The 23192-nt window shown below is 27.8% G+C and carries 31 protein-coding genes and 1 tRNA gene; 20 read left to right on the forward strand and 12 right to left on the reverse strand.

All coding sequences use genetic code 11. The features are described from left to right. Window positions 1-74 precede the first annotated feature (74 nt). Genes tpx through ACYQ1U_RS07015 form a run of 3 tightly spaced genes read left to right on the forward strand, consistent with a single transcriptional unit; the run spans window position 75 to window position 1897 of the window. A complete protein-coding gene (tpx, locus tag ACYQ1U_RS07005; RefSeq protein WP_459885910.1) occupies window positions 75-593 on the forward strand; it encodes a thiol peroxidase in 519 nt (172 codons plus the stop codon). A 59-nt stretch (window positions 594-652) separates the two neighbouring features. Then, window positions 653-1069 carry a MarR family winged helix-turn-helix transcriptional regulator gene (locus ACYQ1U_RS07010; protein WP_459885913.1) on the forward strand — a complete coding sequence of 139 codons (417 nt, stop codon included), beginning with the start codon at window positions 653-655 and terminating at the stop codon, window positions 1067-1069. Window positions 1070-1078: 9 nt separating this feature from the next. Beyond that, window positions 1079-1897, forward strand: a complete 819-nt coding sequence (locus ACYQ1U_RS07015) for a peptidylprolyl isomerase (RefSeq protein WP_459885916.1) — start codon at window positions 1079-1081, stop codon at window positions 1895-1897. On the opposite strand, the gene ACYQ1U_RS07020 is transcribed toward ACYQ1U_RS07015, so the two are convergent. From ACYQ1U_RS07020 to hisF, 5 genes are all read right to left on the reverse strand, one after another. Beyond that, complete coding sequence (locus tag ACYQ1U_RS07020) at window positions 1888-2223, reverse strand: putative Se/S carrier protein (protein WP_459885919.1); 336 nt, start codon at window positions 2221-2223, stop codon at window positions 1888-1890. The two genes, ACYQ1U_RS07015 and ACYQ1U_RS07020, sit on opposite strands and share 10 nt — an antisense overlap. A gap of 17 nt (window positions 2224-2240) precedes the next feature. After that, complete coding sequence (gene rlmN / locus ACYQ1U_RS07025) at window positions 2241-3314, reverse strand: dual-specificity RNA methyltransferase RlmN (RefSeq protein WP_459885922.1); 1074 nt, start codon at window positions 3312-3314, stop codon at window positions 2241-2243. After that, the gene (locus ACYQ1U_RS07030; protein WP_459885925.1) at window positions 3311-3847 is read right to left on the reverse strand and encodes a purine-nucleoside phosphorylase; all 537 of its coding nucleotides are present in this window, start codon (window positions 3845-3847) and stop codon (window positions 3311-3313) included. Before ACYQ1U_RS07030 ends, rlmN begins: the two co-directional genes overlap by 4 nt. A 297-nt stretch (window positions 3848-4144) precedes the next feature. Further along, window positions 4145-4582 carry a hypothetical protein gene (locus ACYQ1U_RS07035; protein WP_459885928.1) on the reverse strand — a complete coding sequence of 146 codons (438 nt, stop codon included), beginning with the start codon at window positions 4580-4582 and terminating at the stop codon, window positions 4145-4147. Next, the gene (hisF, locus tag ACYQ1U_RS07040; RefSeq protein ID WP_459885931.1) at window positions 4582-5346 is read right to left on the reverse strand and encodes an imidazole glycerol phosphate synthase subunit HisF; all 765 of its coding nucleotides are present in this window, start codon (window positions 5344-5346) and stop codon (window positions 4582-4584) included. Before hisF ends, ACYQ1U_RS07035 begins: the two co-directional genes overlap by 1 nt. Before the next feature lie 61 nt (window positions 5347-5407). On the opposite strand from hisF, the gene rsmA reads away from it, so the two are divergent. The 10 genes from rsmA to ACYQ1U_RS07090 all read left to right on the forward strand — a co-directional run bounded on the left by rsmA (window position 5408) and on the right by ACYQ1U_RS07090 (window position 13917). Beyond that, window positions 5408-6184: a 16S rRNA (adenine(1518)-N(6)/adenine(1519)-N(6))-dimethyltransferase RsmA gene (rsmA, locus tag ACYQ1U_RS07045; RefSeq protein WP_459886427.1), complete on the forward strand. Its 777-nt coding sequence runs from the start codon at window positions 5408-5410 to the stop codon at window positions 6182-6184. Beyond that, the gene (locus tag ACYQ1U_RS07050) at window positions 6150-8078 is read left to right on the forward strand and encodes a ribonuclease J (protein WP_459885934.1); all 1929 of its coding nucleotides are present in this window, start codon (window positions 6150-6152) and stop codon (window positions 8076-8078) included. Before rsmA ends, ACYQ1U_RS07050 begins: the two co-directional genes overlap by 35 nt. An 84-nt stretch (window positions 8079-8162) precedes the next feature. Continuing rightward, window positions 8163-8405 (forward strand): HP0495 family protein, encoded by a 243-nt coding sequence (locus ACYQ1U_RS07055; protein WP_459885937.1) that lies wholly within the window; start codon window positions 8163-8165, stop codon window positions 8403-8405. 19 nt (window positions 8406-8424) lie between these two features. Continuing rightward, window positions 8425-9390 (forward strand): dihydroorotase, encoded by a 966-nt coding sequence (pyrC, locus tag ACYQ1U_RS07060; protein WP_459885940.1) that lies wholly within the window; start codon window positions 8425-8427, stop codon window positions 9388-9390. Window positions 9391-9547: 157 nt separating this feature from the next. After that, a complete protein-coding gene (locus ACYQ1U_RS07065; RefSeq protein WP_459885943.1) occupies window positions 9548-11659 on the forward strand; it encodes a ribonucleoside triphosphate reductase in 2112 nt (703 codons plus the stop codon). A 52-nt stretch (window positions 11660-11711) separates the two neighbouring features. Beyond that, window positions 11712-11879: an anaerobic ribonucleoside-triphosphate reductase gene (nrdD, locus tag ACYQ1U_RS07070; protein ID WP_459885946.1), complete on the forward strand. Its 168-nt coding sequence runs from the start codon at window positions 11712-11714 to the stop codon at window positions 11877-11879. After that, entirely contained in the window at window positions 11873-12550 is a 678-nt protein-coding gene (locus ACYQ1U_RS07075; protein WP_459885949.1) for an anaerobic ribonucleoside-triphosphate reductase activating protein, read from the forward strand. The genes nrdD and ACYQ1U_RS07075 overlap by 7 nt, the downstream gene beginning before the upstream one ends. 135 nt (window positions 12551-12685) lie before the next feature. Beyond that, complete coding sequence (locus ACYQ1U_RS07080; protein WP_459885952.1) at window positions 12686-13039, forward strand: methyltransferase domain-containing protein; 354 nt, start codon at window positions 12686-12688, stop codon at window positions 13037-13039. Between the two features lie 34 nt (window positions 13040-13073). Next, window positions 13074-13766 carry an MBL fold metallo-hydrolase gene (locus ACYQ1U_RS07085; RefSeq protein WP_459885955.1) on the forward strand — a complete coding sequence of 231 codons (693 nt, stop codon included), beginning with the start codon at window positions 13074-13076 and terminating at the stop codon, window positions 13764-13766. A gap of 10 nt (window positions 13767-13776) precedes the next feature. Then, entirely contained in the window at window positions 13777-13917 is a 141-nt protein-coding gene (locus ACYQ1U_RS07090; protein ID WP_459885958.1) for a hypothetical protein, read from the forward strand. An 8-nt stretch (window positions 13918-13925) separates the two neighbouring features. Here ACYQ1U_RS07090 and ACYQ1U_RS07095 read toward each other — a convergent pair whose 3' ends face one another. Genes ACYQ1U_RS07095 through ACYQ1U_RS07115 form a run of 5 tightly spaced genes read right to left on the reverse strand, consistent with a single transcriptional unit; the run spans window position 13926 to window position 17197 of the window. Then, window positions 13926-14546, reverse strand: a complete 621-nt coding sequence (locus ACYQ1U_RS07095; RefSeq protein ID WP_459885961.1) for a TrmH family RNA methyltransferase — start codon at window positions 14544-14546, stop codon at window positions 13926-13928. Next, a complete protein-coding gene (locus tag ACYQ1U_RS07100) occupies window positions 14547-15326 on the reverse strand; it encodes a metal ABC transporter permease (protein ID WP_459885964.1) in 780 nt (259 codons plus the stop codon). It lies immediately after the preceding gene. Beyond that, window positions 15311-16036, reverse strand: a complete 726-nt coding sequence (locus tag ACYQ1U_RS07105) for a metal ABC transporter ATP-binding protein (RefSeq protein ID WP_459885967.1) — start codon at window positions 16034-16036, stop codon at window positions 15311-15313. Before ACYQ1U_RS07105 ends, ACYQ1U_RS07100 begins: the two co-directional genes overlap by 16 nt. Further along, complete coding sequence (locus ACYQ1U_RS07110) at window positions 16033-16833, reverse strand: metal ABC transporter solute-binding protein, Zn/Mn family (protein ID WP_459885970.1); 801 nt, start codon at window positions 16831-16833, stop codon at window positions 16033-16035. Before ACYQ1U_RS07110 ends, ACYQ1U_RS07105 begins: the two co-directional genes overlap by 4 nt. Continuing rightward, a complete protein-coding gene (locus ACYQ1U_RS07115) occupies window positions 16814-17197 on the reverse strand; it encodes a Fur family transcriptional regulator (RefSeq protein WP_459885973.1) in 384 nt (127 codons plus the stop codon). The genes ACYQ1U_RS07110 and ACYQ1U_RS07115 overlap by 20 nt, the downstream gene beginning before the upstream one ends. A gap of 81 nt (window positions 17198-17278) precedes the next feature. Between ACYQ1U_RS07115 and ACYQ1U_RS07120 the strand changes: the two genes are divergently transcribed. Together ACYQ1U_RS07120 and ACYQ1U_RS07125 are read left to right on the forward strand one after the other, a co-directional pair. Beyond that, a complete protein-coding gene (locus ACYQ1U_RS07120; protein WP_459885976.1) occupies window positions 17279-17533 on the forward strand; it encodes a hypothetical protein in 255 nt (84 codons plus the stop codon). A gap of 191 nt (window positions 17534-17724) precedes the next feature. Then, a tRNA-Asn gene (locus ACYQ1U_RS07125) sits at window positions 17725-17800 on the forward strand. Between the two features lie 267 nt (window positions 17801-18067). On the opposite strand, the gene ACYQ1U_RS07130 is transcribed toward ACYQ1U_RS07125, so the two are convergent. After that, window positions 18068-18964 (reverse strand): RluA family pseudouridine synthase, encoded by an 897-nt coding sequence (locus tag ACYQ1U_RS07130; RefSeq protein WP_459885979.1) that lies wholly within the window; start codon window positions 18962-18964, stop codon window positions 18068-18070. A 118-nt stretch (window positions 18965-19082) separates the two neighbouring features. Then, window positions 19083-19409, reverse strand: coding sequence for a Sec-independent protein translocase protein TatB (gene tatB, locus ACYQ1U_RS07135; RefSeq protein ID WP_459885982.1), 327 nt, complete (start codon window positions 19407-19409; stop codon window positions 19083-19085). Between the two features lie 71 nt (window positions 19410-19480). Here tatB and purB point away from each other — a divergent pair, with 71 nt between their 5' ends. The 5 genes from purB (at window position 19481) to ACYQ1U_RS07160 (ending at window position 23035) form a co-directional block, all read left to right on the forward strand. Then, window positions 19481-20812, forward strand: coding sequence for an adenylosuccinate lyase (gene purB, locus ACYQ1U_RS07140; RefSeq protein ID WP_459885985.1), 1332 nt, complete (start codon window positions 19481-19483; stop codon window positions 20810-20812). Beyond that, window positions 20809-21507, forward strand: coding sequence for a nitrilase-related carbon-nitrogen hydrolase (locus ACYQ1U_RS07145; RefSeq protein ID WP_459885988.1), 699 nt, complete (start codon window positions 20809-20811; stop codon window positions 21505-21507). The genes purB and ACYQ1U_RS07145 overlap by 4 nt, the downstream gene beginning before the upstream one ends. Beyond that, entirely contained in the window at window positions 21504-22115 is a 612-nt protein-coding gene (locus ACYQ1U_RS07150; RefSeq protein ID WP_459885991.1) for a protein-L-isoaspartate(D-aspartate) O-methyltransferase, read from the forward strand. Before ACYQ1U_RS07145 ends, ACYQ1U_RS07150 begins: the two co-directional genes overlap by 4 nt. A 199-nt stretch (window positions 22116-22314) precedes the next feature. Beyond that, window positions 22315-22590 (forward strand): hypothetical protein, encoded by a 276-nt coding sequence (locus tag ACYQ1U_RS07155; protein ID WP_459884647.1) that lies wholly within the window; start codon window positions 22315-22317, stop codon window positions 22588-22590. A 169-nt stretch (window positions 22591-22759) separates the two neighbouring features. After that, window positions 22760-23035, forward strand: coding sequence for a hypothetical protein (locus ACYQ1U_RS07160; RefSeq protein WP_459884645.1), 276 nt, complete (start codon window positions 22760-22762; stop codon window positions 23033-23035). The last annotated feature ends 157 nt before the right edge of the window (window positions 23036-23192 follow it).

Consider the following 23192-nt stretch of genomic DNA (forward strand, 5'->3'; position numbering starts at 1 on the left):
ATAAAAAAAAAGATAAAAAAGCTCTTTTTTGGTTTGTTAATTTTTGATACACTGTAATAAAAAAAGGAGGCAATATGCCAGTAACAACTAAATTAAAAGGTAACGATGTAGCACTTTATGGAAATCAAGTGAATGTAGGTGATAATGCTCCAGTTGTAACTTTACCAAATAGTGGACTTGAAGAAGTAACTATTGGTGGAGCTCAAGGTGTAGCACAACTTATTATAGCAGTACCTAGTCTTGACACACCAGTATGTGCGACTGAGACTAGAAAATTTAATGAAGAAGCAGCAAAAGTTGAAAATGCAGTAGTATGTGTTGTATCAATGGATTTACCATTTGCATCAAAAAGATTTTGTTCAACTGAAGGTGTAGAAAATCTACAAGTTTTAAGTGATTATAGAGAAAAATGTTTTTCAACTCAATATGGAACTTTAATTGCAGAGGGACCACTTAGAGGTCTTAGTGCAAGAGCAGTTTTTGTAGTAGGGAAAGATGGAAAAGTTACTTATAAAGAACTTGTTCCTGAAATTACAGAAGAGCCAAATTACGAAGCAGCACTTGCAGCACTAAAAGAAGCTGCAGCTAACTAATTCTTCTTTTTCTCTTCTTTTTAGTATAATTCTTTTAAAATACGTTGTTAAGGATTTAAATGCAAATAAGTATTGATAACTCTTTAGGTTTTGCACTTACTACTACTTTAAATACATTGAGAAAAGAGTTCAATAATAGAATAAAAAAATATGACTTAAGCTCAGAACAATTTGCTGTTTTAAAACTCATTGATGAACTTGGTGAAATAATGCCAAGTAAAATCGCTGAAGTTTTAGGTAGAGATAGAGCTAATATTACAAGAATTATAAATTCTCTTGAAAAAAAAGAGTTTATTTTAAAGAATAAAATAAATGCTAAATCTTATAATATTTCTTTAACATCAAAAGGGTATGAAAATTTAAAAAAAGCTGAAAAAGTTGCAATAGAATTTAATAATAAAATAAGAAGTTTAATATCTGATGAGGATTTTGAATGTATAATTGAAAAACTATCAATCATTAGAGATAATTTTTAAAGGATTTTAATGAAAAAATTAATAAAAGCAATAATCATAACTTTTTCTTTTTTAAATGCAAAAATTATTGATAAAGTTGTAGCAAGTGTAAATGGAGAACCAATTACATCATATGAAGTTAATCAAACTTATAATCAATTAAAAATAGATAAGATCCAAGCTTTAAACTATTTAATAGATAAAAAAATCTTAGAAGAAGAAATAAAAAAAAGAGGAATAAGTGTAGACGAATTTGATGTGGAAAATACTCTTGAAAAAATTGCTCAAAAAAATGGAATGAGTTTGTTTGAATTTAAAAGTATTTTAAAAGAAAGAGGAGAATTAGAAAAACTAACACTTCAAATTAAAGATAATCTTTTAAAAGAAAAACTATTTTCTCAAATTGTAAATTCAAAGTTAAGAGTTAGTGATAAAGAAATAAAAAATTATTATCAAAATCATAAAAATGAATTTACTACTTTTAAAAATATTCAGGTTGTAGCATATTATTCTAAAATTCCTCAAAAACTTGAAGAAATTAAAAAATCACCATTAATTAGTGATAAAAATATTATTACTGAAACTAAAGTATTTGAGTATAACGAAGTTCCTTTAAATTTAATGTATTTATTTAAAAATACTAAGCAAGGGGAATTTACACCTATTATAAACAATGGCGCAAATTATGTTACTTTTTATATTGTAAGAAAAGATGGAAAAGTTGAATTGTCTCTAAAAGATGTTAAAAATTTAGTGGCAAATAAAATAATCAAAGAAAAAAGAGATAGGATTTTAAAAGAATATTTTTCTAAACTAAAAAACCAAGCAGATATAAAAATTTATAATTGACAGCTTTTAGCTTTAATTTTTCCTTCTATTTTCTTAAATCCATTTTTATAAACCCAAATTTCAAAGTCAATATTTTCTTTAACAAGAATTTCTTTTATTTGATCTTTTTCTTTTGTTAATATTGCAACTCCACATTCTTGAAAAATCTCATTTGGAACTGGTATGGATTTTATGTTTTTATTTCTTAGTATTTTTTCAGCTTTAAGACCAGTTGGGATATCTTTAAAATGAAAATAGTAATATTTTGTTAAATCATCTGTAAGTTTATAAAAAATTTCTTTAATATGTAGTCTAATACCTGCTGGTAGATATTTAATACTTGCCATTTTAAATCCTTAATTTTTCATTTTTTATTTTCCATTGACTTAATTTCTTTTTCTCTAAGTTGGCCGCATGCAGCTGAGATATCAATTCCTTTACTTTCTCTAATTGTACATGTTATTCCTTTATCAAGCAAGAAACGCTGAAATTTTTTCATAGTTTCTTCATCTGGTCTTTTATATGGGCTTCCTGGATATGGATTAAAGTAGATTAAATTAACTTTACTTGGAATACCGTTTAGTAATTTTATAAGTTTTTTTGCAGAAGATAAATCATCATTTACATCTTTTATAACTAAATATTCAAACATTACTTTTTTTCTTTTATCTATAGGAAACTCTCTTACAGCATCAATTACACTTTGAATATTATATGCTTTATTTAATGGTATTAATTCTTCTCTTAAATTATCATCAACAGCATGGAGTGAAATAGCTAAATTAACACCAAGTTTTTCTTCACCCAATTTTCTAATTTTTGGAGCAATACCAGAAGTTGAGATAGTTTGTCTTCTTGGTGCGATATTCATTCCTTCAGGATGAGCTATTATTTTTATAGCCTTAACTAAATTGTCATAATTATCAAGAGGTTCACCCATTCCCATATAAACTATATTCAATGCCTTATTCTCATCAAAATTTTTAAACTTTTTCATAAACCAAACTTGTGCTACAATTTCGCCAGCGCTTAAATTTCTAACAAATCCTCCTTTTGCAGTTAAACAAAATGCACATCCAACTTTACATCCAACTTGAGTTGAAACACAAACAGTATATTTTGCTTCTTTTTTTTTGCCATTTTCTATTCTTTCATCTTTCATTTTAATAAGAACTGTTTCAACAGTATGATTATCTTTTAGTTTAAATAAAAATTTTTCAGTTCCATCACTAGCTATTTCGTGATTGACAAGTTCAAGTGGGTTTATATAAAATTCTTTTTTTAATGTTTCTCTTAGATTTTTTGGAAGATTAGTCATTTTATCAAAATCATCTACATATTTTCTATATACCCAGTTATATAATTGTTTTATTCTGAATTTTGGCTCAATTCCCATTTCAAGGAGTTCTTCTGGTAAATAGTTTATAAAGCATTTCATTTTATTTCCTTTATATATTTTTTATCTATTAAATATTCAATTAATTTTTCTTTTGCTTTTTTTATATTTGATATATATTCTTTATGTGCATTTTGATAGCAATAATTTGTAATGACAAAAATTCCTTTAACTGGAATATTGAATTCTTTTGCAACTTTTAAAACAGAATAAAATTCCATATTTTCTGCTTGTATATTTAATTTTAAATATGCTTTTGAAATAATTTCATTTGTAGTTATATAGTTTGATGAGTTTACTATTGTTTCACGTGAAACTCCTAGAGTTATAATATTATCTATTGGAGTGTAACATTCTTTTTTTAAGAAACAATGTTCTATATTGCTAGCTGTACTAGTTTCAATAATATCAAAAATTTTTAAATTCCCATAACTACCTGCACTTCCAATAAAAATTAAAAATTCAGGTTTATCAAAAAGACAAAGTCTTGTAAGATTTATTGCACTATCTATAAGTCCTATGCCAATCGGAGTAGTGAAATTAAAAATTTCTTCATTTCCAGCGCTAATAATCATCTTTCTATCTTTCAATATTTTTTGTTTGTTATTTTATCATTTTTATGTTCTTATAACTATTCATAGGTTGACATTAATTTATATCAATTTCAAGTTTATTAAACCTTTTATTTTCTGTAGAAATGCTTATTTTTAGGAATTTTTTAATTGGTGTTAATTATATTTGTGTATTTGTAACTGGTATATTTGACAAATTTTACTAATATACTAATCAACCAATACACTAATCAACAAATTTTTCATTTTCTGTTTTTCATTCTCAAATGGTATTTCATCAAGGTTGTTTCACGTGAAACATTACTTACAATCTAAAAGTACTTTATATTTTATTTTTATTAATGTGGGTTTTGTAATAATTCTTTCTTCATTTGTTGTTAAAAATATTAATTTTTTAATATTGCATTTTTTAAAATCAAGCTTTACTTTTTGAATTACTTTATATTGTATTTTATCCATATCTATAAAAGCAATTTTGATAGTTTTAAACTTAGCATCATCAGGAGCATAGAACTCATTATCAAGCCAATTATCAATTTTAGTATAGTCTCCTAGTAATATAAAACCATTTTTTGTTTTTATGTATTTAAAAGGAAAAGTTAAGTTTGATTTTGTTTCAATAAAATGAACTTCTTTATTAGGAATAATATATTCTTTATAAATTTTAGTAAACTCAACATCAAAACCAAAAAGTAAAATTGGAAAAAATAACAAAACTTTAAATTTATTATTCATCATCAATTAATTCTAACGCTTATATTATTTTTATTTAAATAATGTTTTAAGTCCATTATATCAATTTCACGAAAGTGAAAAATACTTGCTGCAAGTGCTGCATCGGCAGAGTGTTCAAAAACTTCTTTGAAATGTTCCATTTTGCCAGCACCACCACTTGCAATTACTGGGACAGAAATAAGCTTTGAAATTTTTTCAGTTATTTCAATGTCAAAACCAGCTTTAGTTCCATCTGCATCCATAGAAGTTAAAAGAATTTCACCTGCACCCCTATCAACAACTTCTTTTGCCCATTCTATTGCATCAAGTCCAGTATCTTCACGACCACCTTTTATAAATACATTCCATTTATTATTAGATACTTTTTTTACATCAATTGCAACTACGATACATTGACTTCCAAATCTTTTAGCTGATTCATTAATAAAATCTGGTCTTTTAACAGCGGCAGAATTGATTGATACTTTATCACATCCAACATTTAATAAATCATAAATATCATTAAGCTCACTTATGCCTCCACCTACTGTTAAAGGTATAAAAACTTCTTTTGCGACTTCTTTTACTATATCAACAATTGGTTTTCTACCTTCAAAACTAGCTGTAATATCAAGAAAAGTTAGTTCATCTGCTCCTTCTTCATTGTATCTTATAGCAGCTTCTACAGGATCTCCAGCATCTTTTAGTCCTACAAAATTTACACCTTTTACAACTCTTCCATCTTTAACATCAAGACAAGGTATTATTCTTTTTGCAAAATAATCCATTAAAGGCCTTTTTTGTTATAATTTTATCAAAATTAATTTACATTTATAAAAAGGATATGCTATAATCAAGGCAAAGAAAAAATTTGGTCAAAATTTTTTAAAGGATAAACATTATTTAGAAAAGATCGCCCAAGCGATGCCCAATACCAAAAATTTGGTGGTAGAAATTGGGCCTGGCTTAGGCGATTTAACAGAAAAGTTGCTGGAAAAAAGGCAAGTTTTAGCATATGAAATAGATAAAGAGCTTTGTGAAATTTTAAAAGAAAAATTTCCAAATCTAATATTAAAATGTGGTGATGTTTTAGAATATTGGCAAGAAAGTTTGGCAGATGAAGATTATGATTTAATAGCCAATTTGCCATATTATATAGCAACAAATATAATTTTAAGAGCATTAAAAGACAAAAATGCAAAAAATATAGTTGTTTTAATTCAAAAAGAGGTAGCAGATAAATTTGCTGCAAAGCCGGGTGATAAAAATTATGGGTCTTTAAGTATTTTGGCAAGCCAAGTGGCTGATGTTAAAAAACTTTTTGATATTCCACCAGGTGCATTTATACCTGCACCAAAAGTTATAAGTACGGTTGTTGAATTTAGGAAATTTAAAGACTCATATAATGAGGATTTTGCTAAGTTTTTAAAAATTGCATTTAGCAATCCTCGAAAAACGCTCAAAAAAAATTTATCTGCTAAATATGATTTTGATCCTCAAAAATTTGGGCTTGCCGATACAATAAGACCTCACCAAGTAGATGCTGAAACTTTTTTCCGGCTCTTTTCTGCGCTAAAAGAAAGGAGTAAGAATGGAAAAAGAAATAACTCTTCAAGAAGCGATTAAGAATACAGTAGAAGAAAACTTAAAAAAAGAAAACTCTCAAAGAAAAGAAAATAATAATTTAAACAATGACAATAAAAAAATAGAAAAACAATCTAAAAAACCATTAACTCAGCTTCAAAAAAAAGTTGACCCTAAAAATTTTGTTTGGTTTAAAGATTTAAATAAAGCTTTCAATGAAAATGAAAAAATACATAAAGCCAGACTTAATTGTTACACTAAAATCGATACTAATTCAAAAGGTTGGGTAAGATTTACTCCATTAGGAGGACTTGACGAAATAGGTGGAAATTGTGCTGTACTTGAAACTGAAAATAGTGCTATAATAATTGATTGTGGAATGAGCTTTCCAAATGAAGATATGCATGGAGTCGATATTTTAATTCCAGACTTTAGTTATATAAGAGAAATTCGTCATAAAATTAAGGGACTTATTATAACTCATGGACATGAAGATCATATAGGAGCAGTTCCTTATTTGTTTAAAGAAATGCAGTTTCCAATTTATGGGACAAGTCTGCCTCTTGCAATGATAGAAAATAAATTTAAAGAACATAAAATTCATCAATATAAAAGTTATTTTAGAAGCGTAAAAAAACGTCATCCAATTCAAATAGGTGATTTTAAGATAGAGTGGATTCATATGACGCATTCAATTGTAGATAGTTCTAGCTTAGCAATCCAAACTCCAATTGGTACTATTATTCATACGGGAGATTTTAAAATAGATAATACGCCAATTGATGGGTATCCACCTGATTTACATCGTTTAGCTTATTATGGAGAAAAAGGTGTTTTAGCTTTATTTAGTGATTCTACAAATTCATATAAACCTGGAGTTACTCCTAGTGAAAGTGTAGTTGGAAAAACATTTGATGATTTGTTTATGAAAACAGAAGGTAGAGTTATTATGTCTACCTTCTCATCAAATATTCATAGAGTATATCAAGCAATTGAGCGTGGTATAAAATATGGAAGAAAAGTATGTATTATTGGTAGAAGTATGGAACAAAATTTAAATGTTGCTATGGATTTAGGTTATATAAAACTTCCAAGAGATATTTTTATTGATCCATATGAGATTGGTAAATATCAAGATAAAGAAATACTAATTATTACAACAGGCTCTCAGGGTGAGAGTATGAGTGCTCTTTATAGAATGGCAATTGACGAACATCGTCATGTAAAGATTAAAGAAGGTGATCAAATAATTATTTCAGCAAAAGCAATTCCTGGAAATGAACCAACTGTATCTCAGCTTATTAACTTTTTGATGAAAAAAGGTGCAAATGTAGCATATCATGAATTTAGTGAGATTCATGTTTCAGGGCATGCGAGTCAAGAAGAACAAAAACTAATGCTAAGACTTGTAAAACCAAAATATTTTTTCCCAGTTCATGGAGAATATAATCACTTAATGAAGCATAAAGAAACATCTCTCCAAGCTGGAATGAAAGAAGAAAATGTATTTATTATGGAAGATGGAGAGCAATGGGAAATTACTCCAAAAAGAGTTAGGAAGATTAAGAATGTAAAAGTTGGAAAAATTTATATTGATAATCAAATAAATGAACAAATCGAAAATGATGTTGTAATTGATAGACAAAAGCTAGCAAATGAAGGTATTATAATGGTTGTAGCTCAAATTGATAAACAAAATAAAAAACTAATAGGTCGTCCTAGAGTTTCGTCTTATGGAATTATAGCTGACAAAGATGATAAAGCTTTTGCAAAAGAGATGGAAGAGCTTTTAGTGAACTATATTGATCATGCAAAAGATTATGTATATGAAAAAAATAGAATCTTTGAAAACGAGCTTAGAAATGTTATAAGAAAACATGTATTTAGAAAGACAAAAAAATATCCTACAATCGTACCTATGGTTTATTTTATGTAATTGAAAATAAACTAAAAAAAATTTTATAGTAATAGTTAAAATTTTCCTTTTTGTATTTTTAGTTTTTTTAACAAGGAGGGGATAATGAAAGAAAAAAAAATTGAATATCCTAGAATGTGGGGCTTTAGAATTATAGGAGAAGACAAGGAAAAAATGAGAGAAGCTGTAAGGGAGTGTATAAACAACCAAGAAGTAAATGTAGAAGACAATAACCAAAAAGGAAAATATTACTCTCAAAAATTTGAAGCTTATGTTACTAGTGAAGAAGAAAGAAATGAATTTTTTAGAAGACTTCAGAATCATAAGGATATTAAATTTGTACTTTAATTAAATGAAAAGGAAAAAAATGATACTCAACACGCCAATTGATATGCATTTACACCTAAGAGAAGGGAAAATTTTAAAAGACGTTTTGCCATATACTACAAATCAATTTGCAGCAGCTGTTGTTATGCCAAATCTAGTTCCACCTGTTGATAATAGAGAAAGACTTGAAAGTTATAAATCTGAAATACTTGAAAACAGTGAAAACTTTACTCCACTAATGAATATTTTTATGAGAGAATATAGTGAAGATGAACTTTTAGATTTAGTAGATGATATTTTTGCAATAAAATTATACCCAGCAGGTATTACAACCAATAGTGAGGGTGGAGTTAAGTCAATAGAAAATATATATCCTGTCCTTGAAATAATGCAAGAGCTTAATATTCCTTTATCAGTTCATGGTGAAACAGATGGATTTGTTCTTGATAGAGAAAGAGAATTTGCTGTAGTTTATGAAAAACTTGCTCGTGATTTTCCAAAACTAAAAATCATAATGGAACATATTTCTACTTTTAATTTAGTAGAACTTTTAGATAAATATGATAATTTATATGCGACTGTTACACTTCATCACTTACTTTTAACTCTTGATGAAGTAGTAGGAGGAATGCTAAATCCTCACTATTTTTGTAAACCTATAATTAAGACTCCAAAAGATAGAGAAGCACTTCAAAAAGTGGTTCGCTCAGGTCATAAAAAAGTAATGTTTGGTAGTGATTCGGCACCTCATCCTATAAGAAATAAATTAAAAGGTGCTGCTGGAATTTTTAGTGCTCCTGTAATACTTCCAGCACTTGCAGAGTTTTTTGATGGAGATGTTGAAACTTTACAAAAATTTATAAGTGATAATGCAAGAGAAAATTTTAATATCAATGTAAGTGAGAGAAAAATAGAACTTATTGAAGAAGAGTGGAGTGTTCCTTATATTGTAGGTGAAGTAAAACCTTTATTTGCTGGAAAGAAATTTAGATATAGAGTTGTGTAAAATTTTTATAAAATTTTTCTTTTGCTTTCTCCCCAAATTTAGCCTTTTTTGGCTTCTTTAAGATAAAAAGAGTCCCAAAATCTCGGTATTTTTATAAGTTTTTTATAAGAAAAAAGATGTATAATCCCTTTCAGTGAATAATATTTCAGGAGAAAAAATGAAACGAGTCATAAAAAGAGATGGAAGTTATCAGAATTATTATCCTTATAAAATAGAAGATGCTATAAAAAAAGCTTTTGATGCAACAAGTGTAGAGTATGATCCTCAAGTTTTTGAAGAAGTTATAAATTGTCTTAAAAAAATAGAAACTCCTGAGGTTGAATATATTCAAGATTTAATTGAAAAGTCACTGTATAAGCATGGATATTTTGATGTAATGAAAAATTTTATGCTTTATAGACATTTGCATAAGCTTCAACGTGAAAATATTCTTGATAGAGAAGCTACATATATAAATTGTAATACTACTATCGAAGAGTATATTAATAAAGTAGATTGGAGAATTAATGCAAACTCAAATACTGGTTATTCTCATGCAGGACTTGTAAATAATACTGCAGGTAAAGTTATAGCAAACTATTGGCTTGATAAAGTTTATTCTTCAGAAGAAGGAAGAGCTCATAGAGAAGGTGATTTTCATATTCATGATCTTGATTGTTTAGCTCCGTATTGTGCTGGATGGAGTTTAAGGAATTTACTTAATGAAGGATTTAATGGAGTAAGAGGTAGAGTTGAGAGTAAAGCACCAAATCATTTTAGAAGTGCTTTAGGACAAATGGCAAATTTCCTTGGAATTCTTCAAAGTGAATGGGCAGGAGCTCAAGCTTTTAGTAGTTTTGATACATATTTAGCTCCTTATGTATTCAAAGATAAACTGAGTTACAAAGAAATAAAAGAGGCAATTGAAAGTTTTGTATATAATCTAAATGTACCAGCTCGTTGGGGACAAAGTCCTTTTACAAATATTACACTTGATTTTAAAGTGCCAAATGATCTTAAAGATCAAATTCCTACAAGGAATAATAGACATCTTTTTGATGGAATAGAAGATAAAGAGTTATTAGAAAAACTAAAAAAGAGAAATCCAAAAATAACTAAACTTACTGATGCAACTTATAAAGATTTTGAACCAGAAATGCAGGAAATTATAAAAGCTTATTATGAAGTTATGACAAAAGGTGATTCAATAGGTCAGCCTTTTACATTTCCAATTCCAACTGTTAATATAACAGAAGATTTTGATTGGGATAGTGAAGCAGCTAAAGCTCTTTGGGAAAATACAGCTAAAATTGGAAGTAGTTATTTTCAAAACTTTATAGGAAGTCAATATATTATTGATGAAAACGGAAATAAAGTAAAAAATCCAAATGCATACGAACCAGGTGCAGTTAGAAGTATGTGTTGTAGATTACAGCTTGATCTTAGAGAACTTCTAAAAAGAGGAGGGGGGCTTTTTGGTAGTGCTGAAATGACTGGGAGTATTGGTGTTGTAACTATTAATATGGCAAGACTAGGGTATTTATATAAAGGTGATAAAGAAGCACTGCTTGAGAGGCTTTCATATTTAATGGATTTAGCTAAATCTACGCTTGAGAAAAAGCGTAAATTTATACAAGAGATGTATGATAGAGGATTATACCCTTATACTAAAAGGTATTTGCCTGGATTTAATAATCATTTTTCAACCATTGGTGTAAATGGTATGAATGAAATGATTAGAAATTTTACAAATGACAAAGAAAATATTGCAACATCTTGGGGAATAGAGTTTGCAAAAGAGATACTTGAGTTTATGAGAGAAAGACTAAAAAAATATCAAGAAGAGACAGGAAATTTATATAATCTTGAAGCAACGCCAGCGGAAGGGACAACTTATCGTTTTGCAAAAGAAGATAAAAAAAGATTCCCTGATATTATTCAAGCAGGTTTTGACTCTGCACCATATTATACAAATTCATCTCAACTACCTGTAGATTTTACAGATGATCCATTTGAGGCTTTGAGCTTGCAAGATGAACTACAAACAATGTATACAGGAGGTACGGTACTTCATCTTTATATGAGTGAGAAACTTTCTTCGCCAGAATCTGCTAAAAATTTAGTAAAAAAAGCAATTACTAATTTTAGATTACCTTATATTTCAATAACTCCAGTATTTTCAGTATGTCCAAAGCATGGGTATATTAATGGTGAGTATGAATATTGTCCTTATTGTGATGAAGAACTACTTGAAGAAATTGAAAATGGAAAATTAAAAATTGAAAGTTAGTAGTATCCAGAAAATCTTAATATTGTTTGGATAAAACATTAAAGGAGAGAAAATGGAAATAAAAGAATTATCAAAAAAAGAAATTTTAGAAAAATTAAAAGAAAAACGCCAAAAATGTATGGTTTATACAAGAGTTATGGGTTACCATAGACCTGTTGAGAGTTTTAATATTGGTAAAAAATCAGAACATAAAGAGAGGAAATATTTCAAAGAATGCTAGGAATATATTCTATTCAGAAGTTTTCTACTTTGGATTTTCCTGGAAGGCTCTCATCTATTTTATGGTTTAGTGGATGTAATATGAGATGTCCTTATTGTTACAATAAAGATGTAGTTTTTGGTAAGAAACAAATAGAAGAAGACGAGATAATAGAGTTTTTAAAAACAAGAATTGGGCTTCTTGATGGAGTTAGTTTCACCGGAGGTGAGGCTACTTTATATCCTAATTTAATTACTTTTTCACAAAAAATAAAAGATTTAGGGTTTGAAATCAAACTTGATACAAATGGGATTAACTTTAAAGTAATAAAAGAAATGGTAGAAAAAAAGTTAGTAGATTATATTGCACTTGATTTTAAAGCACCTCCAAATAAATTTGAAGAAGTAACTAAAAACAAATATTACAGTAAATTTGAAAAGACGCTTGATTTTTTAATTGATAGTGATATTGAATTTGAAATTCGTACAACTGTTCATACTGACTTACTTGATGAAAATGATATAAATGAGATTATAAAAATACTTCATAATAAAGGCTACAAAAATACATACTATCTCCAAAACTTCTTTGAAACCGATAAAGAAACACTTGGAAATATAGGACCTCAAAAAAGAAAACTTGATATATCAAAAATCATTGATTTAATACCGATTGAATTTAGGAATTTTTGAAAGTTCTTTGATATAATTAATAAAAAAAGTTTTTAAATGATTGTTTTATACCAATTCTAATATAGTCATAGTTTTTAAATAGAAGTATATGCTTTAATTGGTTGTATTTGATTAACTAAATTTTATTACACTGAAGTGTCTAAACATCTTGGAGTTGGTATAACTACCATCTGTTTTGTAAAAGAACCACTAAAAACTATTCAAAATTGCTACAGAGCTTTAAAAAAAGAGGGATTCTTGCTTGTAGCTTTTGTAGATAAAGATTCACAACTTGGAAAAAAGTATGAACAAAATAAGCATTATTCAAAATTCTATGCACATGCAACATTTTTTAGCAAAAACGATATAATTGAATTAATGAAAAAAGCTGGATTTAATGAATTTGAATGCAGGGAAAACTTATATGGTGATAATCTTGATAATTTAAAATTTGAAATTAATGAATGTAATGGCGGAGCTTTTAAGGTTATAAGGGGAATTAAAAGTTAAGAAGTTTTAAGCTCCGAGTAAAGAAGGAAAGCATATGAAATTTTCAATAATATTTGACAACTATAAAGCAAATGAAAAGTTAGAGAGCTTTTGGGGGTTTAGTTGTGTGATAAATGATAATTTTTTATTTGATACAGGAAGTAATGGCAGGGTACTTCTTAGAAATATGACAAAAATGGGTTTTGATATTGAAAAGCTTGAATATCTTTTTATTTCTCATCCTCATTGGGACCATATTGGCGGTATTGATTCAATTGTAGATATAAATAAAAGTTTGACTCTTTTTTTGCCAAATTCTCTTTCAAAACTTTATATTAGAGATTTAAAAATACTCTCACGCGAAGTAAAAATAATTAATGAATATCCTACAAAATTATTTGGGAATTTCTATTCGACTGGTGTAATGGAAAGTATTGAAGAAAGTCTTATAATAGATGAAGATGAGTTTAGTATTGTAATAACAGGTTGTGCTCATCCAGGAATTGAAAACATAGTTAAGAGGGCAATTGATATGTTAGGTAAGAGAGTTTTATATGTAATTGGTGGATTTCATTTAATGAGAAGTGATGAAGAAGAGATTATTGAAGTTGTAAAAGCATTAAAAAATTTAGGAGTTGAGTATGTAACACCAACTCACTGCAGTGGAGATTTAGCAATAGAGATATTTAAAGCTGAATATGGTGAAAACTATATTCCTGGCGGTGTTGGAAGAATAATTGAATTTTGAAAGGTATAAAATGAAAAAATTAATATTTTTGATAGTTTCAGTAGTTTTTATTATTGGATGCACTAAAACTATAATAAAAACACCAAATTCTAGTATTGAAATACAAAAACAAGATGCAAATAAAGCATGGAGAGAATTAGATAAAGAGTAGTTAACTTTTTACTTTTTTCTGACGCGACGAAGTTCTTTTTCTATAATATCATCATAAGCCCATTTTTTAAGGGTTTTTTCAATTACTTCTTGGTTTAGCTGAGATTTATTATACATACCTTTTAAACTTCTTTGTCTCTGGGCTTCATACAAAATTACAGCATTAGCTACTGAAACGTTTAGGCTTTGGCTCATTCCATACATTGGAACTATTACTTTTTTATCAGCATATTTTATACTTGTTTCACTTGCACCGTCCACTTCATTTCCAAGGACGATAAGTGTTGGTTTTGTATAATCAACTTTTCTAAAATCCACGGTGTCTTCATCAAGCAAAGTAACTACCACCTGATAACCCTGAGATTTAATATCCTGATAGAATTTTTCTATATCATCTATATATTCAGAGAAAATCCACTTATGAGCACCCATTGTAATTTCATTATTTAATTTAACTTTTTTTTGATGGCGATAATATAATTTACCAACATTAACCGCATCACAAGTCCTGACTATTGCTGATAGATTATGAGGTGAATAGACATAGTCCATAAAAACTCTTAACGTATCTTGGCGAGTTTCAAGGACTTTTTTCATTTTATTGAGTCTTTCTTCACTTACTAAATACATTTAGCTCCTTTTAAATAGACTAAGAAACAACCCAAGAGATGCAATTATAACAATTACGGGAGTTGGTGATAAATCATAAAAACAGCTGATAACTATCCCACTAATTACAAAAATAGCAGATAAAATACCACTTAGAATTATCATCTGATAAAATTTTTTGGTAAATTTTTCAGCAATTAGTGGAGGAATAGTAAAAAGAGCTAAAATCAAAATAATACCAATAGCCCTTACATTCATTACAATTGTAAGAGCTGTTATAGCAAAAAAATAAGTGTAAAGAAGATTAGAGTTAATAGTTCTTACTTTTAAAAACTCCATATCATAACTCATAGCAAGGAATCTATTATAAAGAAATACTATAGAAATTAAAAGAATAATATCTATGATCCCCATTACAAGCAAATCATTTTTCTCTATAAGCAAAATATTTCCAAATAGAAAACTCATTGCATCAGCATTGTAACCAGGTGTTAGACTTAAAAAAATAATACCCATACTCATGCCAAGAGCCCAAATTACACCAATTAGGCTATCAAGCCTTTGTTTATAATAAGCTATAACTATTGCTAAAATTAAAGCTAAAAAAAGAGAAAAAATCATAGTAGTAAGTAAAATATTTGTTCCTAAGAATATTCCGAGTCCAATACCACCAAAACTTCCATGAGCTATACTTCCAGTAATTGCTGTAGATTTATTTATTACAATAAGAGAACCTATTATTCCTATAGCAATACTTAATAAAATTCCTGCATATACTGAAGTACTTACCAAATCCCACATGCAGTATCCTTTAAAAACTCAATTAATTCTACTTCGCAAAAGTGCTTATCTTTTGGGATATTTAGTTTTGGCCCTTCGTGAATTATAGCTTTTTTATGAATATAAGCTATCTTATCAACATTTCTTAGTAAGATTTTAATATCGTGACTTACTACAACTCTTGTAATTTTAAGTGATTCAATTAAGTCTAAAATCTCTTTTTGACCATTTGGGTCAATTGCACTTGTGGGTTCATCCATAATAATAATTTTTGGTTCACTAACAAGAGCTCTTGCAATTAATACTTTTTGCCTTTGTCCTCCTGAAAGTTCTTTAATTTTTCTATCTTTAAATTCAGTTATTTTTAGTTTCTCTAGAACTTCAAAAGCTTTTTGTTTATCTTCTTTGCTATAAAAAAACTTGCCTTTTTTAAGTCTACCTTGCAGTACTATGTCAAAAACTGTAATAGGAATATCAAGCGAAAAATTAGTATGCTGAGGTACATATCCAATAATTTGACTGTTTTCTTTTGGAGGTTTGTTATAAACTTTTACTTCACCATTTGATGGTTTAAGAAATCCTAGCATTAATTTTAAAAGTGTAGTTTTACCACCTCCATTTGGTCCTATTATTGCCATAAATTTTTTGTCTTTCAAGGTAAAATTAATATTTTCTAAAACCAATTCTTTCTCATACTTAAAAAATAAATTTTTAACTTCTATAGCATTCATCTAAGAGCTCCAATAAGTTTTTGGATGGTATATATTGGGTTTTCATTTAAAGGAGAAATTACAACTACTTTTGCATTAATTTTATTAGCTACGATTTTTGCGTATTTTGTAGGAAATTCAGGTGAAATTATTATAGTTTTAACATTTTTCTCTTTTGCTAATTTAATAATTTTTGCAAGATATGAAAAACTTGGTGTTTTACCTTGTTTTTGCAGGGCAATTTCTTTTAAGTGAAAATCTTTTGCAAAGTAGTAGAATGATGGATGAAAAGTAATAAAAGTTTTTTGTTTAATTTCTTTAAAACCTTTAACTGTAAGTTTAGAAAGTTTATTAATATAATTTTCATAATTTTTTAAATAAAATTCTCTATTTTCTGGATCAAGCTTAATTAGTGTATCTAAAATTACTTTTGATTCTAACATTAAAAAAGTAGGACTTAACCATATATGAGGGTTCTTTTCTACATTAAGATATTTTCCAAAATATACTATTTTGATATTTGGATTAATTTCTTTTATTTTTTCTAAATACTTTTTATCAAATGGTACACCTATTGTAAAATAAATATCTGAATTTTTTAGAGATTTAAGCTTTGCAAAATTTGGTGAATAAGTTGCAGGCGAGTTTCCTGGTGGAACCATTACGTTAACATTTGCTTTATTTTTTGCAATTGCCTTAACTATCCCTTTTTGAGGCAAAATAGTAACACTTATGTTTAATGCGAAACTTATAATTGGTAACAATAAAAACACTATAAACTTGTAACTTGTAACTTGGCTACTTATTTTTACATTCATTACATATTCCTTTAAATTTTATGTCAATTTTTTCAATTTCAAAATTCGTATAATTTGATAAACTTATTACATCTTCAGCTTTCAAAGGTTTTAGACAATATATTTTTTTGCAGATTTTACACTCAAAATGTGGATGAATAGGATTATGGATTTTACAATTTAGTTCGTAATAGCCAATCCCTTCACTATTTTTAATCTCACGAATTGTTTCTTTTTTGAGTAAATTTTTTAGATTTCTATAAATAGTGGCTTTATCTATATTAAGCGTGCTTTGCAACTCTTTTGCACTCATTATTCCATTTTGACTGAGCAGTAATGCTATGCTAAATTCCGTTTTTCTTAATGGTTCTATTTTTCCACACATAGTGAAATTATATCAAAATGCAACTAAGTTGCAAAAACAGCTTAATTAAAATTATTGTACAATTCTATTTAAGGAGTCTTTATGAAAAAAGCTTTTAAATTGTGGTTTCATATTGCAGGAGTGATGTTTTTAGTTGTTTTTGTAGATTTTTTATTATTTAATGACTTTTTGATGAGTGGTTATTATTTTTATATGAAAGAGATTTTTATTGCGATTTTTGTTGTTACAATAATAATTAGTGTGTTTGTAATAGGTGCGTACTTTGAAAGTTTTGGTATTGTAAAATTTAAGAATAGATTTTTTGGATATTTAAAACTCTATTGGAGTATATTATAGAGGGCTTTGATAATTGTAATGCGCAATAATTGCGCTTATTGCAGTTGTTTTTAAAGGTTCTATTGGAAGTAGAATTTTTACAATTTTTGTAGAGTTTTTAGCAGGATTACCGGCAATTTATTGGTATTTGAAAAAAGTAGTTAAAAATTATTGATTTTTTTAATAATTTTGATTATAATTTCAATCCACATTCCGGCGTAGCTCAGTCGGTAGAGCAGACGGCTGTTAACCGTCGGGTCGTAGGTTCGAGTCCTACCGCCGGAGCCATTTAATTAATCATATTAAACTTAGTTACTGACACTTTTTTACAAGAATTATCCTTAATTGTTAAATTTGCAATCATTTAAGCAATTATTGTATATAAAATATTGTTAAATTTCTTTACAGCTCACATGTTTCTTATATAATAAGATATTTTTATATTGAATGTAATATATTTAAAGCCCAAAAGGGCTTCTAAGGAGGTAAAAACTTTTAAGGAGGGGAAATTGAGTTAGAATTATAATGAACTATTCTTAAATTTTGCTTAAGAAATTACACTTTTTTTAATTCATTGTTTAAGTTTTTTTCAAAATTATCGCTTATTATTATATATTTATTATTCATAAACTCAAATTCTAATCTATATGAATGAAGCATAAGTCTACTTGCGCCTGTTTTTTCAATTCTCTCTTTTTCACTTACTTGTTTATTAAGATATCTATCTGCAAAATCGTTATCTACTCCGTATAATGGATCGCCTATAATAGGATGTCCTATACTAAAAAGGTGTACTCTTATTTGATGTTGTCTTCCAGTTAAAGGAATACATTCAACTAAAGTGTTTTCTCCTATTATTTTTATAGGCTTTACAATTGTTATTGATTCTTTTCCATCACTATGAATTAAGACTTTTACTTTTATATTTTCATCTTTGTTTACGGCAATTGGCTTTTTTATGGTCATTTCTTTATTTAAGTGTCCCTTAATAAGTGCTAAATATTTTTTTTGAATTTCTTTATCTTGAAAAGCTTTTTTTAAAATACTCTCACTAAATTTATTTTTGCTAGCGATTACAAGACCGCTTGTTTCTTTATCTAAGCGGTGAACTAAATTAGCGTCATTTCCCCATAGACTTCTTACATCATCAAGCAAGCTTTTTGTGTTAGCAAGTTTTTTTGGATGAATTGCAACACCACTTGGCTTATCAAAAATAGCAAAATGAGTAGTTTCAAAAATAGGTTTAAGGCCATAACCATTTGGTTCAAATATTATACATTTTAGTATACCACTACCTTTAAAAGATTTTTCATTTATTCTTTTTCCATTAATACTTACTCTTCCTCTATCTATGGCTCTTTTTGCTTCTCTTATATTAAATCCAAGCTTTTTGACTAAAAAATCTAGTACTTTTTCATTTTTTATTTCAAACTCTTTAACTACAAAACCCATTTATATCCTTATTTGGTAAAAATGATGAAATTGTGAAAATAACACAATTGTAATTCTCTAATCAATATCACAAAAAATTTTGATATTTTTTGAAAACTTTATAATTTTCTATTCTCAATTATTTAATCATATCCTTAAAACTTCTACTATTACCCATAGCTGTTAGGTCATTTAAGCTTGTTAAACTTTTATTTACTTCTCCTATATCACTATTAACTTTTCTTTGAAGTTTTTCAAGTTCTTCTTTATATTTTTTCATCTCTTCTTTCATTTCTTCAAGCTCAAGTTCACGTCTAATATCAGCTGTAGCATCTTTCCACATTCTTTTTATTTTTCCAATAAACTTACCAGTAGTTTTAAGCGCTTCTGGTAATTTATCAGGACCTAATACAATAATAGCCATAACTATAATAAATAAAAATTCAGGAAACCCTATATCGAGCATAATAAGCCTTTTTTATAACAATTATAACACAAAACTCATTTTTGATACAATTTCAATAAAAAAGGCAAGCAATGGTTGAAAGATATGCTAGGAAAGAAATGAAAAATTTATGGACACAAGAAGCGAAGTTTAATGCTTGGCTTGAAGTTGAAAAAGCAGCAGTTAAAGCTTGGAATAAATTAGGACTTATTCCAGATGAAGATGCTAAAAAAATTATAGAAAATGCAAAATTTGATATTAAAAGAATTGACGAAATAGAAAAAGAGACAAAACACGATGTAATTGCATTTTTAACAAGTGTGGCTGAGAGTCTAGGAGAAGAGTCTCGCTGGGTTCATTATGGTATGACAAGTAGTGATACAATTGATACGGCTGTTGCTCTTCAAATGAGAGATAGTTTAAAAATAATAATTGATGATGTTAAAATGGTTATGGAAGCAATTAAAAAAAGAGCTTACGAGCATAAATACACGTTAATGGTTGGAAGAAGTCATGGAATTCATGGAGAACCAATTACTTTTGGACTTGTACTTTCTATTTGGTATGATGAAATGAAAAGACATCTTAAAAATCTTGAAGAAACACTTGAAGTGATAAGTGTTGGAAAAGTTAGTGGTGCAATGGGTAATTTTGCTCACGCTCCAATAGAACTTGAAGAACTAACTTGTGAATATTTAGGACTTAAACCAGCTCCAATTTCAAATCAAGTAATTCAAAGAGATAGATATGCAAGACTTGCTGCGGCTCTTGGATTACTTGCTTCAACAGTTGAAAAGATAGCAGTAAATATTAGACATTTCCAAAGAACAGAAGTTTATGAGGCAGAGGAATACTTTTCAAAAGGTCAAAAAGGTTCATCAGCAATGCCTCATAAAAGAAATCCAGTGTTAAGTGAAAATATTACAGGACTTGCAAGAATAATTAGAGCATATGTAACTCCTGCTATGGAGAATGTTGCTCTTTGGCATGAAAGAGATATAAGCCATAGCTCAGTTGAAAGATTTTGGCTTCCAGATGCGTTTATTACAACTGATTTTATGCTTCATAGACTAAATAACATTATTTCAAATCTTGTTGTATATCCGGAAAATATGATGAAAAACCTAAATCTAACAGGGGGACTTGTATTTTCTCAAAGGGTACTGCTTGAGCTTCCAAAAAGAGGAATAAGTAGAGAAGATGCATATAAAATTGTCCAAAGAAATGCTATGAAAGTTTGGGAAGAACTTCAAAAAGGTAAAGCTCCTATTAATGAAAAAGGTGAGAGTTTATTTTTAGAAAACTTATTAAAAGATGAAGATTTAAATAAGGTAATGAAAGAAGAAGAGATTAGAGAGCTTTTTGACTATGATTACTATACAAGAAATGTAGATAAAATTTATAAAAGAGTTTATGGAGAATGAGTTTAAGTAATCAAGTAGCCAAGTTCCAAGTTGAGGTTATAAATTTTAGAACAAGTAAAGATTATCAATACAATTTAGAGAGAATAAAAAAGATTATTCAAAACTCTCCTGCTGACTTTCTTCTTTTTCCTGAAGTGTGTTTAACGGGATTTGATTATGAAAATTGGAATGAGGTTAATGAATTTGGAAAAGTTGCAATTGATGAGTTATCTAAATTAAAAAAATCTTTTGCTATGACCATTATCCATGAAGAAAAAAATTATTTTGTTTTATTTGATAACGGGCTTATTTATAAAAGGGCTAAATATAATCTTTTTGGAGATGAAAAAAAGCATTTCAAAGTAGGAAAAGAGCCTGAAGTTTTTGAGTGGAGAGAGGTTAAGATAGCAAGTTTAATTTGTTTTGAGTTAAGATTTATTGAGTATTGGATTAAGCTTAGAGGAGTTGATTTAATAATAGTCCCGGCAAGATGGGGAAAAGAGAGAATTGAGCATTTTAAAACTTTAAATAAAGCTCTTGCGCTTTCAAATCAGTGTTTTGTGGTTTCTTCAAATAGTGCAAATGAAGAATCTTTTGGGTGTGTTTTTGGAGCTTGGGGAGAAGGGGTCGAAATAAGTGACGAATTTGGAATAAGTGGTATAGATTTTGCTAAGAGTAAAAAAGTTAGGAAAAAATTATATATAGGAATAGAATGAATAAGATTTTGGCTGAAAAATTAGCTGATTTAATAACTTTAGGACCAAAAGAGTATAATGCTTTTTTAGAAATAGATAGAAAATATTTTGTTCCAGTTGGATTTGAAAAAAAAGCTTATGAAATAACCCCACTTCCACTTGCAGATGATTCTACAATAAGTTCCCCTCTTACAATTGCAAAAATGACACACTATCTTGAATTAGAAGGAGTTGATAGTGTGCTTGAAATAGGGTGTGGAAGTGGTTATCAAGCAGCAATTCTTAGTAAAATAGTAAGAAGGGTATTTACTATTGATAGAATTTGTACATTAGTTGAGATAGCAAAAGAAAGGTTTAAAAAATTAGATCTTTATAATATTAATGTAAAGTGTGATGATGGAATAAAGGGATGGAAAGAATTTGCACCATATGATAGGATTTTGCTTTCAGCATATATAGAAAATATGGAAATAGAGTTATTAAATCAAGTAAAAGATGATGGTTTTATTTTAGCACCTATAAAGGTGAGAGATGAACAAATAATTACTAAATTTTATAAAAATGGAAAAGTTGAACGTTTAGAAGCTTGCGAATTTGTTCCTATTAAGAAGGGAATAGAAAAGTTTTAATAAACTAAAATTCTCCATAAAACTGAATATTTGATAAAATTCACAAAAAACCACAATATTTCCTAAGCCTGTTCGAGAAAAAACAGGAGAAACTGGGAAAAAAAGGGGGGATTTAGGAACAGAAATTGTTTGTGATTTAAAAAAGGTTTAGAATGAGAAAAGACAAATATCATATAAACTTTTACCATACAAAGAAGTATTGAAATTATGCAAGAAATATTTTAAAAATAAAGAAAAGCCTAAAAGAGGAAAACCAAAAATATACGATGATTATTTTATAATATTTATAGCAATAATCATGCAAATGCATAAGTATTCTTTTAGAGAAGTAATAGTAATACTTGAAAGAGAGTTAAAAATAAAACTACCAGCCTTATCAACACTTCATTACAGACTATCTAAACTCGATGATAAACTATTAGAAGAAGCGATATTAAAAATAAGCCAAGAAATAATAAAAAAAATTAAACAATAAAAAACTTTCCAAAATAACAGTTCTACTTTTAATAGATGCGACAGGATTTTCATATTCAAATAAATTTTATGCAAAATTTAAAAGAGGACTAGAGATAAGGAAAATAAAATCTCACATTAAGACAGAAGCAATAATTCTTTATATACCAGAGTTTAATTTTAGAATACCTTTGATAATAAGAAATTTTGAAGCTTATTATGATGAAAGAAAAGCATTAAAAGGAATACTTACAGACAATATTTTTAATAAAGCAAAAACATTTTTAATAAGAAATTTTTCTTTTGGAGAATATGAAAACAAAATACCTATAATAGGTGATGGTATTTATTCAAATTCCAATGAGTTGATTGATTTAACAATAGAAAAAGATTTACTTCCAATATTCAGAATAAAAAAGCCTTTACACAATGAAATAAAATCAACACAAAGACAATTGGTTAAATAAATTTATGAAAAATATAAACATTCATTATTTAAACAAAGATTCAATATAGAAGGATTTTTTGGAAATGTAAAAAACAAATTTAATTGTTTCGTTAATGCTGTAACTTATGAAGTTGCTAAAACACTTGTTTATGCAAAATTTTTAGCATGGTTATTAG

It is taken from the genome of Caminibacter profundus (genome assembly GCF_054657155.1).